The following is a 12,505-nucleotide window of genomic DNA, read 5'->3' as shown; positions in this document are numbered from 1 at the left end:
AGTAATTTTATTTCTTAATAAACATGTCACTTATTGCATCAGACTATACTTTTGATGCATCTGGGTTTAAATCAAATAAAAGTGAATACAAAGCTTTTCGGTCAACTTTAGGTTCTAAGTTTAAGTCGATATGTCTGTCAAAAAGAGTTTGCCGTTTATGGCGAACATTTTCCGACGGGAGATAATAAATTTACTTTTCAAATTCTTCAAGCAGAAATTGATGCAAATCCCCTTATTATACAAAATGAATTGTAAATTTTTATAGCATACAGTAAAGATTTAAATAGCGAGCTCTCTTTTTTGGGAGCTCGCTTTGTTTATTAATGTATTTGATAGAATGTCTCATAATTGTTAAGCTTAATTCATTGAGAACTTTAAGAATCTATAGGTGAATTTTCGTGTAAAAAAGTATTAACAAGATTTGTAAGTGTAATTTTTATACCTATGTTTACAGTAAGAAATAGTTGGTTATTTTTTAGTGGAAAGTATCAATAAATCAAAGGAAAAAACAATCGATGCTAGTGTAAAAATAAATACGAGGAAGCCGAAAATCGCGAGAGTAGGCAAAATTTTAAACCCAGAAACAAATGATCAAAAAAACTTTACTTTTAATGATGCTTTTTTTAGCATGTACAGCAATTAAAGCTCAAGATTTAATTAACCCATCTTATGGATTTTCACACAGTAAAACAGCTTACATTACGCTAGCAGACGGAACAGAAATTAGTGGTACTATTCGTGATATTGACAGAGACAAAGGATTAATTGAGTTTATTAAATTGCAAGACGCAGCTGGAAAAAAGCACAAATTAAAGCCAGAAGATATTAAATTTATGTATTTGCCACCTAGTGGACTTGACAATTTAACTAAAAAAATTGATTTTGGTACAGATTTTCAAAAATGGAACGATGATAAACTAAACCAAGAGTACATCAAGGAAGGTTATGCTTATTTTGAAACAGCGGAGGTGCAAGTTAAGAAAAAAACTTCAAAACTTTTAATGCAACTTTTAAACCCTGCATTCAGTAAAGAATTTAAAATATACTGTGATCCACATGCAAAAGAAACTACTTCTTTAGGAGTTGGTGGTGTTAAATTTGTAGGAGGAGATGCTAAATCTTACTATGTTGCTAAAAAAGATGCGCCTGCATTTTTATTAAAGAAAAAAGAATACAAAAAAGAGTTTGCAACATTGTGGAGCGGATGTGACAAATTAATCACTGCATTTTCAGCAGATCCAAAATGGACGGATTTATCAAAACATGCTGTTACTTATTCTGAGTGTGCTCAGTAATTGAAGGGGAAAATAAAAAAAGCCGGAAGTCTCAAAACTTCCGGCTTTTTTATAACAACTAATTCTAATTACTTAACAAACTTGTCAATAATTGCATCAGATTCAGATTTTGTTGCATCTGGTTTTAAATCAAATAAAAGCGAATACAAAGCTTTGCGGTCAACTTTAGCCTCTAAGTTTAAATCGATGTGTCTGTCAAAAAGAGTTTGCCATTTATCGCGAACGTTTTTCCACAGAATTTTGTTTGTCGCCCACCATTTTTGAGCTGCGGTACATTTCGAATCTGGAACTTTAGTGTAAACATCAAATCCTTTTTCTTGCGCTAAAAGAACATCTTTTCCAGCATCATCACGAACTAATTTGTCGTTATCTTGTTCATGATTCCATCCAGTTGAGGTGATTTCATGAATATTTCTTCTTTTTAAAACATTATAATCATTGCGTTTTGTTTGCTCTCTTCTAGGAAGCGGTGCATCGGCAACGTTTGCCCAATAATCTTGTCCGTCAACGTGTACCCAAGTTGATGATCCTTCGTAACGTGGACTATCATCTACTTGATATACTTTTTGAGTCCATTGTCCTTTAACGGCTTTTTTATCTAATTTTTTATACTTCCAAGAAGTGCCTTTGTCAAAAGAATATAAGTCTGTGTTTTCATAAAGCCAGTCTTGTCTCCAGTGTTTGATAATCATATCATCGCTCACAATCAATAAATGCTGCATTACAATTTTGTTTGGAGTGTCTTCTAACAATTCAACCCATTCTAAAGCCGATTCGTGTTTAGTTTCAGATGGTTTATAAGTAAGAGAATCTTTAGGATATGAAAATGTTTCTGTGAAATTGAATTTTACTTCATAACAACCACACATTGATTTTATTGATTTAATGTCTTGTTGTTTTTTGTCCTGAGCGAAACCAAGACCACAAGTCAAAGCCATTACGGCCGTTAAATAGAGGCTTTTTGTAATCATAACTTATTATTTTGTTTTTAAATTTTTGCAAATATATAGAATTTATTTAGAACAAATAAAAATAGTTTCTATATTTGCGTTATTATTAAGACTGAATAAAAATAATGAAAATTAAAATTACTCTTTTTGCTGGACTTCTATTTTATACATATTCTTTTGCGCAGCAAAAAGATAGCATTGTCTCTCAGGAAAAACTTTCTGAAGTTGTTGTAACGGGACAATTAGAGCCTCAATCGATTAAGAAATCTGTTTTTAATGTGCGTGTAATTTCTAAAGAAGACATCAAGCAATTAGCAGCAAATAATCTTTCAGATGTTTTAAATCAGTACTTGAATATTACGATTCAGAATAGTGGAAGCGACGGGCGTTCGACAGTTTCTATGTTTGGGTTAGATTCGCAATATTTCAAAATTTTAGTAGATAACATACCACTCGTAAGTGATACAGGAATGGGAACTAATGTCGATTTGACGCAGGTGAATCTTGATGATGTAGAACGCATCGAGATTATTGAAGGTTCAATGGGAGTAACTCACGGAGCAAATGCTGTCAGCGGAATCTTGAATATTATAACAAAAAAAGGCGGACCTCATAAATGGGATATCAGCGCAACAGTTCAGGAAGAAACAGTAGGAAATGAATATTCGCTTACTGATAAAGGCCGACATATTCAATCTGCAAAAATTGGGCATAATTTTAATGATAACTGGTTTATAAATGTTGGCGGAAATCATAATAATTTCAAAGGCTTTTATGATGATAAACAAGGAAAGGACTATAGCGTTAATGATGGTTTAAGAGGCTACAGCTGGTTGCCAAAAGAACAATGGGTTGGAAATGCCATGTTAGGATATCAAAAAACTAATTTCAAGATTTTTTACAAGTTTGATTATTATGGAGAAAATGTGGATTACTATAGTCCAATTTTAGTCCCTCAAGATAATTATCCTTTTCCAGAAACTTATTTTGCAAGAGATAAACGCTATTTGACAAATCGTTTTTACCATCATTTGAATGCAAACGGAAAACTTTTTTCTCAGTTAAATTTTAATGTTTCTTTATCGCATCAAAAGCAAGAGCGTGATGCTGAATTGTTTGATTACCAATTAGAAACTGGGGAAGAATCAAACAATAACAGATTTACGTATCAGTCTAAAGAGGTTCTTTATTCAACAGGAACTTTAAGCAACTTTTTCAACAACAAGAAAGTTGATTTTCAATTGGGTTATGAGATCACAAATGAAAATGGTTTTTATAGCGGTGCTGCAGGAACGTTTTTAGATAACGTATTGCAATCTGTTGATGTTAGAAAGAGATTAGAAAATTATGATATTTTCACAGTTGCCGAAATTAGTTTGACTGATAAATTTTCAATTCGTTCAGGGCTTCGCTATTCAATCCAAACTGCATTTAAGGATCAATATGCCAGTTCTTTTGGGTTAAGATATCTTTTCAAAAAAGGTTTAGAAGCTAGAGCTTCATTAGGTAAATCATACCGTACACCAAATTTTGATGAGTTATATACCTATTTTGTTGACTCAAATCATAATGTTCAAGGAAATCCAAACTTGGTTCCGGAAAACAGTACTTCGTATGAAGTGAGTTTTAAAAGACTTTGCAATTTTAAATCAGGTGCACAGGTTGCTAATAATGTAGCGATAACTTTTTTAGATGTTGATGACAGAATCGATATGGTGCTGACTCAAATTACTCCGTCGAAATACAAATACATCAATATCAACAAATATAAAATGTGGAATATTTCAACTACAGAACAATTCGCTTACAAAAACTGGAATTTAAAAGTTGGAGCGGCTTTAGTTGGAATTTCTCAAAAATTGGATTTAGCTGAATTGAATATTACTTCGGATGATAAATACTTGTATTCGTTACAGTTAAATTCTAGTGTTTCATACAATATTCCGAAATGGAATACACTTTTCGCGCTTTATTACAAATATAACGGAAAGCAACAGCAATTTGCAGCGGGAACTAATACCAGCGGTAACGCTGAATTTTATTTAAACGAAATAAAGCCATACAGCTGGATGGATGCTTCGGTTCAAAAAAACTTCTTCAATAATCAATTCGAAGTAACCGTTGGAGCTCGTAACCTGTTTAATGTCACAAATGTACAAATTACACAAGGCGGAGGCGGATCAACTGGCGGCGCACATGGAGGAGGAGTCTCAGCGATGATGCTTGGATACGGACGCTCTTATTTTCTTAAACTTACGTATAACCTAAATTTTAATTAATTATATAAATACCTTAAATACCATGAAAAAGAACTTCGCTTTAATTCTTTCTTTCGTTTTGCTGGCTTTTACAGCTTGTAATAGTGATGACGACCAGCACTCAGATGTTGCTGTTGCATTTGCTGAAGCATCGTACAATTTGACAAGTGACGCTACACCAGTTCAAATAAAATTCTCTAAGGCTGCTCCTGTTGCTGGAACAGTTACGCTTGACGTTACAGAAACTGCAGTAACTTATACTACAGATTATACTACAACTCCTGCTGCAGCTTCAAAAAAAATAGTTGTGCCGTTTGCGCAAGGAGCAACTTCAGTTGAGTTTACGTTTAATAAAATTAAAAATGCAACTGGAACTGAGGTTAAAAATGTGGTTTTTACTATTTCAGGAACTTCTTTGGGAGCTCAAATTTCAGGAAACAAAACGATTCAGTTAAATTTTAATGAAACAGCATCTTTGGGAACTGCTTTAGCGCCAGAAGTTGGTGGTCCGTTAGAGCCAAACCAAGTTTACGTTGATTTAAGCAGTGGAAAATTAACTAGTGTTGCTAGAAATTCTTGGGATTTAGGATTTTATTCTGGTGCTGATTTTAGAGTAGTTTTAAACAGCTCTGTAAAAATGTCTGTAAAACAATTAACAACTACTAATATTGATGAAGTTCAGGTTGCTGATAAAACCATGATTATTTCTACAGGAGCAGGATTTTCTAATCAAGTTGATGATTCAGCAGGAGATATTGCAAAAACTGCTATTGTGGCTATTTCTGCTACAGATTCTGAAAACAAAGTTTATTTGCTTTACTTAGGTAATAAGCCAGCAACTACTGCGCCAGTTTTAGGGAAAGAAGGAGCCGTTGGAGGAGATACAAGAGGATGGAAAAAAATTAGAGTTTTAAGAAGTGGAAGCGATTACAAAGTTCAATATGCTGATATTGCATCAACTACTCACGATGAAATTGTAATTTCTAAAAACAGTGCTTATAATTTTACATTCTTAAGCTTAATCGATAAAAAAGTCGTAAATGTTGAGCCACAAAAAAATCAATGGGATCTTAACTTTACAACTTTCGTAAACGTTATTCCTTATGGAGCAACCACGGTGCCATATTTCTACCCAGATTATGTTACTAATAACTTGAATGGTAATGCAAAAGCATATCAGGTTCTAACTTCTGCATTTACTTATGAGGCATTTACATTAGCAAATGTTGATAATACTAAATTTACAGCAGATCAAAGAAACATTGGTTCAAACTGGAGAAGTACTAGTGTTGTTGGTCCTAATGGAGACCCAGTTACTCAATTTGTTTTAAGAACAGATCGTTTCTTTGTAATTAAAGATCCTGCTGGAAATGTTTACAAATTAAAATTTACAGGTGGCGCAAAAGCTGATTTAGAAAGAGGCCACCCAACATTTCAATATGCTCTTTTAAAATAATTTCAAAACATGAAAAAATCTAAAGAACATCAAGATTGTTTTTCATTCTCAGATATAATGTGACAACATTAATTGTTAGTTAATCATTAGCTTTGTTTTTTTTATTTTTTTTTGATAAAGAGGCCAGATTCATCTGGTCTCTTTTTTGTTTTTTTACTTTGTTGACAAAAACAATTAATAATTAAGGTTTAATCTTATCTTTGCACATATTTTTCCAAAAAGAATTAGCAGAAATTTCGTATAATTTAATTTTTGTAATTCATACTTCAAAACTTAAAATTACAAGTGAATACAAAATCATATTTTTTTCAGTCTTTTGCCATTGTTGCCTTAGCATTAGTTGCTTTTATTGGATTCAAGCAAATTTTGCCCGATAAGATTTTTTCTGAAAGCAAAATGAATTCAAAAAACGTATTGATCGACAGCTTGCTTTTAGAGGCTGTTGCAAAAGATTCATTAGGTACAAATGATAGTCTTGATGCAATCGAAGATGCGGAAGCAAAAGAAGAAATTGTTTATGAAAATGTCGAAGGAATTGAATTTCCTTCTGAAACTTTTGACAATTACAAAGGATATCAATATTTGATTTCGTTTTATGAAAAATTATATCAATTAGAAAAACATCCAGAATCGAATGTCAGAATTGCGTATTACGGTGATTCAATGACCGATGGCGATTTGATTGTTCAGGATGTAAGAACAAATTATCAAGAACGTTTTGGCGGAAACGGTGTTGGTTTTGTTCCAATTACTTCAGAATCGGCGGCGTCGCGCGGATCAGTAAAATCTACTTATTCTAAAAACTGGAAAACACAATCGTATTTGAATGTTAAAAAACCTTCAAGCCCTTTTGGCGTAAACGGTCACGTATTTTTTGCCAATGATATAGCAAATCCAACTTGGGTTCAGTATGAAGCTGGAACCAATAAATTTTCGACTACACTAGATAATCCAACTTTGTTCTATGGAAGAGCATCTAAAAAAGGAAAAGTCAATTTTATTATCGGCAAAGATACTTTGAAGAAAAATCTAGTTCCGAATAATTTAGTCAATACTTTAAAAGTAAGTTCAGGACATTTAAAAGCTTTCAAAGCAAATTTCGTAAACGCAGATTCGATTCCAATTTATGGATTCAATTTTGATAACGGAACAGGTGTTCACGTGGACAATTTCTCTCAAAGAGGAAATTCGGGATTGCCAATTTCGATGTTTAATGCCAATGTAATGCAGCGTTTTAATAATAATCTGAAATACGATTTGATTATTTTGCATTATGGAACAAACGTATTGAATTATGGAACCAAAAATTACAATTGGTACGAAAGAGGAATGACAAAAACCGTAAACAAAATAAAAGAATCGTTTCCTGGAGTTTCAATCTTAATTGTTTCGACTGCAGATAAATCGACGAAATATGATTTGGAAATGAAGACCGACTCTGCGGTTGTGCCTTTGATGAAATCACAAAAAAGATATGCTCTTGAAACCGAATCTGGTTTTGTGAATTTATATACGTTAATGGGCGGTGACGGATCGATGGTAAAATGGGTAGATGAAACGCCAGCCAGAGCCAATAAAGATTACACGCACTTTAACCAACGTGGTGCAAAAGCAATCGGGAATTTATTGTACAGTCAATTAAATAAAGGCTACGAAGAATATAAAATATTGCGTGAAAAACGTGAAGCTGTTGCGAATCAGCAAAAAGCAGCTCGAAAAACCAAAACAGATTCAACTTCTGTTATAAAGGATAGCGTAAATGAATAAACTGATTATTTTTTTCTGTTGCCTTTTTTTCTCCACCAACGAAAAGACACCAAAAACAGATTCACAAACAATACCCAAAAACATGATTCATAAAGTCGATTCAGTAGTGATGGAACCTATTTCTGATGGCCAAATTTATAATGCGCAAGTATTAGAAAGTGTTTTCAAGAAATTCAAAGAAAATGAAAACAATGGAAATCAAAAAATCAATATCGTTCATATTGGAGATTCTCATATTCAGGGCGATTTGATGACTAATGAAGTGCGAAAAAAATTGCAACAGCAGTTTGGAAATGGAGGACGGGGTTTGGTTTTTCCGTATCAATTGGCAAAAACAAATGGTTCATACAACGAACGTTTTTACTCGAATCGCGGGTGGGAAAGCTATCGCAATATTTATCCGGTAAAAAATGATCCTATTGGCATTTGTGGTATTGGGCTTTGGAGAGATACTGGCGGTTTTGCAGTGCAGTTGCAAGTGAAAGATTTGGCTTATAAATTTAATACCATTCGTATTATTACGCCACAGAATCAAAATATGTTTGATTTGGCAACTTCATCTCAAACCAATATTATTCAATCTAGCGAGCGAAAAGTCATCTCGCATAAAATTAAAAAAGGAGAAGCCATTTCGACGATTGCCGATAAATATAATGTTTCGGTGACGGACATTAAGAAAGCAAATGGTTTGAAATCGAATAATATTCGTGCAGGAAGAACTTTAAAAATTCCGACTAACGAAATGAAGCCAAAAACCATTAAAAGTTCAGAATTTGTTCCGTTGGATATTCAAGCTGATGCATTTTCGCATCATTATTATTCTGAAAAAGCTTTAGACCGAATTTATTTGCTTCCAAACAAAGAAGCTTCAAAATTTGAACTAAACGGAATTGTTTTAGAGAAAGATGCGCCTGGTTTAATCTACAGCAGTATTGGTGTAAACGGAGCAAAATATTCAGATTATAATAAATATCCTTTGTTTTTTGAACAGCTAAATGCATTGCATCCAGATTTGTTGGTTTTTTCGCTCGGAACAAATGAAAGTTATGATCATTTAGAAGTTGAAGGATACATCAAACACTTGAGAGAATTTATAAGCAATATTAAAGCTCAAAATATCAATGTTCCGATAATCGTGATGACGCCGCCGCCATCTTTGTTGCGAAGAAAACCTAATACATATATTAGAGATTATTCAAAAGAAATTCTAGAAATCGCACAAAAAGAGGGTTTTGCGGTTTGGGATTTATACGATGAATTTGGAGGAATGGATGGAATCCGAAAATTAAAAACTCAAGGATTAATTGGTCCGGATTGGGTTCATTATTCTAAAAAAGGATATGAAAAACAAGGAAACTTGTTTGCGCAGGCACTTTTAAAAGCATACGATAATTTTAAATTGAAGAATTAAGTTGATCACAATTGATAGTATAAATAATTGGTTTGTTAAAAATGTAGGTTCAGTAACCTTAGAGCAAGCTAAAAGTTGGTTTATTTATAATCCAGACGAAAAATTATTATTTAATACGGGTTTATTCCTCGGATTATTTCTGGTTTTTTATTTTGTGTATGCCTTTTTGCGCAAAACATTTTATTTGAGATTGACCTACGTTATTCTCTTTTCGCTTTTCTTTTATTACAAGTCAAGCGGTATTTATTTTTTGCTTTTATTGCTTTCCTCTGTAGTTGATTATGGTTTGAGCCAAATAATCTTTAGAGCTACAAAAGATAGTACTAAGAAAATATATCTTGTTATAAGTGTAATTCTGAATTTGGGATTGTTAGGTTATTTCAAATACATGAATTTCATGATTGCAACGTTCAATGATATGTTTCATGGCAATTATCAGCTTCATGATATTTTTCTTCCTGTTGGAATTTCGTTCTACACTTTCCAGTCGATGAGTTATATTATTGAGATTTATCGTGAAGAAATCAAGCCAACAAAAAACTATATAGAATATTTGTTTTTTGTTTCGTTTTTCCCGCAATTGGTTGCTGGACCAATCGTACGCGCCAAAGATTTTCTTCCGCAGATTTATCAAAAATTAAATCTTTCAAGACAAGATGTAAACAATGCCTTGTTTTTGATTATTGGTGGATTGATCAAGAAAACGGTAATTTCAAACTATATTTCTGTAAACTTTGTAGATCGTGTTTTCGATACGCCATTGAGTTATACTTCGTTTGAGAATCTAATGGCATCTTATGGATATGCAATCCAGATTTATTGTGATTTCTCAGGATATTCAGATATGGCAATCGGAATCGCTTTATTGCTTGGATTCAAATTGCCGGTCAACTTTAGAACGCCTTATAAATCAACTTCGATTACTGATTTTTGGAGAAGATGGCATATTTCGCTTTCGACTTGGCTGAAAGATTTCTTATATATTTCGATGGGAGGAAACCGTGAAGGTTCTTTCGCTGGATATTTATTCCCGAGTTTATTCTTCTTCGGATTATTGCTTTGGGGAATCACAAGTTACAATACCAGTGTAATTCCGTTGATTATCGCCGGTGTTTCGATTTTGCTTTTTTGTTTGTCTTTTTTGCTTTCCAGCAAAAAGAAACAAACTTTGGTAACCAATTTGAATTTGTTCACCACCATGCTTTTAGGAGGATTATGGCATGGAGCAGGAGCACAGTTCATTGTTTGGGGAGCTTTACACGGATTGGCTTTGGCAATTCATAAAATTTTCGTGGAGCTTTTTCCATCCAAAAAAGATAAAAAACCGAATTTCTTATGGCGATTTTTCTCTATTCTAATTACATTCCATTTTGTGGTTTTCTGTTGGATTTTCTTCCGAGCAAGAGATTTCGAAACAGCTTTGCAGGTAATTAATAATATTGGGCAATTAACATTCGAACCAGAACTTTGGAAAACAATTGTAATTGGTTATAAAAATGTATTCGGATTAATGTTATTTGGTTACGTTTGGCATTTCTTACCAGAATCATTCACAAACGGAATGAAATCTGTTTTTGATAAAACACCGTTGTTAATAAAAGCGGTAATTCTAGGTTTCGTTTACTGGATTGTTTACGCAACAGCAGTTGCAGGCTCACAACCTTTCATATACTTTCAATTCTAAGTTGAAGTAATTAATCTCGCAAAGTCGCGAAGTCGCAAAGTTTTTTTTATTTTTTGCGACCTCGCGACTTTGCGAGCAAAAAATATTGCTTGCTTTACATAAAATTTCACGTTTTTTGTAATTAAAAAAGAAAACTTCGCGCCTTTGTGCCTTCGTGGCAAACCCCAAATTGTACTTAAATAAAAATTGCCTGAAATATCTAATTAGATTATCTTTGCACTTCAAATAAAGAAAATAATATGTTTGATAATTTAAGCGATAAGTTAGATAAAGCGTTCCATATATTAAAAGGACACGGTAAAATTACGGAAGTAAACGTTGCCGATACTTTAAAAGAAGTGCGTCGTGCATTGCTTGATGCCGATGTTAACTTTAAAATAGCTAAAGATTTTACAGCTAGAGTAAAAGACAAAGCAATTGGTCAGGACGTATTGACAACCTTACAACCAGGACAATTATTAGTAAAACTGGTAAAAGATGAGTTGACAGAATTAATGGGTGGAGATGTTGCTGGTGTTAACTTATCAGGAAATCCAACTGTTATTTTGATGTCAGGTTTGCAAGGTTCTGGTAAAACGACTTTTTCAGGAAAATTAGCAAACTTCTTAAAAACAAAGAAAAATAAGAAACCATTACTTGTAGCGTGTGATATCTACCGTCCGGCGGCGATCAATCAGTTGCATGTTGTGGGAGACCAAATAGGTGTTGAGGTTTACTCAGAACCAGAAAATAAAAATCCTGTAGAAATTGCTCAAAACGCAATCAAACATGCAAAAGCAAACGGATTCAATGTTGTTATCGTCGATACAGCAGGACGTTTAGCAGTAGATCAGGAAATGATGGACGAAATTGCTCGTGTACACAAAGCAATTCAGCCACAAGAAACTTTGTTTGTTGTAGACTCTATGACAGGACAAGATGCTGTTAATACAGCAAAAGCTTTCAACGATATCTTGAATTTTGATGGAGTTATTTTAACGAAATTAGATGGTGATACTCGAGGTGGAGCTGCGCTTTCAATCAAATCGATTGTAAACAAACCAATCAAATTTGTTGGTACTGGAGAAAAAATGGAAGCAATTGATGTTTTCTATCCAGAACGTATGGCAGAGCGTATTTTAGGAATGGGAGACGTTGTGTCTCTTGTTGAAAGAGCTCAAGAACAATTTGACGAAGAAGAAGCAAGAAAACTTCAAAAGAAAATCGCTAAAAACGAATTTGGTTTTGATGACTTTTTAACGCAGATTCAGCAAGTGAAGAAAATGGGTAACATGAAAGACTTGGTAGGAATGATACCAGGAGCTTCAAAAGCCATGAAAGATGTAGAAATTGAAGATGATGCTTTCAAACATATCGAAGCGATCATTTATTCGATGACGCCGGGAGAAAGAAGTAAACCAGCCATTATCGACGTAAAAAGAAAAGCCAGAATCGCAAAAGGTTCGGGAACTAAAGTCGAGCAAGTAAATCAGCTAATGAAGCAATTCGACCAAATGAGCAAAATGATGAAGATGATGCAAGGTCCAGGCGGAAAAAATCTGATGAAAATGATGGGAGGCATGAAAGGAATGCCAGGAGGAATGCCGAGATAATAAAATTAAAAGTTTCAAGTTTAAGGTTTCAAGTTAAGAAACCAAAACTTGAAACTTTTTTAATTACATAACTATTCAGTTTCGCAAGTAAC

General features: G+C 33.5%; 8 protein-coding genes. 7 read left to right on the top strand and 1 reads right to left on the bottom strand.

What is annotated here, in order from left to right:
- Positions 1–587 precede the first annotated feature (587 nt).
- Positions 588–1,295, top strand: a complete 708-nt coding sequence (locus SCB73_RS03430; protein ID WP_320568756.1) for a hypothetical protein — start codon at positions 588–590, stop codon at positions 1,293–1,295.
- A gap of 68 nt (positions 1,296–1,363) precedes the next feature.
- On the opposite strand, the gene SCB73_RS03425 is transcribed toward SCB73_RS03430, so the two are convergent.
- Entirely contained in the window at positions 1,364–2,266 is a 903-nt protein-coding gene (locus SCB73_RS03425) for a DUF6607 family protein (protein WP_320568755.1), read from the bottom strand.
- A 104-nt stretch (positions 2,267–2,370) separates the two neighbouring features.
- Here SCB73_RS03425 and SCB73_RS03420 point away from each other — a divergent pair, with 104 nt between their 5' ends.
- The 6 genes from SCB73_RS03420 (at position 2,371) to ffh (ending at position 12,413) form a co-directional block, all read left to right on the top strand.
- Positions 2,371–4,524 carry a TonB-dependent receptor plug domain-containing protein gene (locus SCB73_RS03420; protein ID WP_320568754.1) on the top strand — a complete coding sequence of 718 codons (2,154 nt, stop codon included), beginning with the start codon at positions 2,371–2,373 and terminating at the stop codon, positions 4,522–4,524.
- A gap of 22 nt (positions 4,525–4,546) precedes the next feature.
- A complete protein-coding gene (locus tag SCB73_RS03415) occupies positions 4,547–5,959 on the top strand; it encodes an HmuY family protein (protein ID WP_320568753.1) in 1,413 nt (470 codons plus the stop codon).
- Positions 5,960–6,244: 285 nt separating this feature from the next.
- Positions 6,245–7,726 (top strand): SGNH/GDSL hydrolase family protein, encoded by a 1,482-nt coding sequence (locus SCB73_RS03410; protein ID WP_320568752.1) that lies wholly within the window; start codon positions 6,245–6,247, stop codon positions 7,724–7,726.
- A gap of 82 nt (positions 7,727–7,808) precedes the next feature.
- Positions 7,809–9,137, top strand: coding sequence for a GDSL-type esterase/lipase family protein (locus SCB73_RS03405; RefSeq protein WP_320568751.1), 1,329 nt, complete (start codon positions 7,809–7,811; stop codon positions 9,135–9,137).
- 1 nt (position 9,138) lies between these two features.
- A complete protein-coding gene (locus tag SCB73_RS03400) occupies positions 9,139–10,821 on the top strand; it encodes an MBOAT family O-acyltransferase (RefSeq protein WP_320568750.1) in 1,683 nt (560 codons plus the stop codon).
- A 239-nt stretch (positions 10,822–11,060) separates the two neighbouring features.
- Positions 11,061–12,413: a signal recognition particle protein gene (gene ffh, locus SCB73_RS03395; protein WP_026727748.1), complete on the top strand. Its 1,353-nt coding sequence runs from the start codon at positions 11,061–11,063 to the stop codon at positions 12,411–12,413.
- Positions 12,414–12,505: the final 92 nt, after the last annotated feature.

This window comes from Flavobacterium sp. KACC 22761, from assembly GCF_034058155.1.
Lineage (GTDB): Bacteria > Bacteroidota > Bacteroidia > Flavobacteriales > Flavobacteriaceae > Flavobacterium.
The sequence above is the reverse complement of the archived record's forward strand: the minus strand, read 5'-3'. Positions and strand labels throughout refer to the sequence as shown.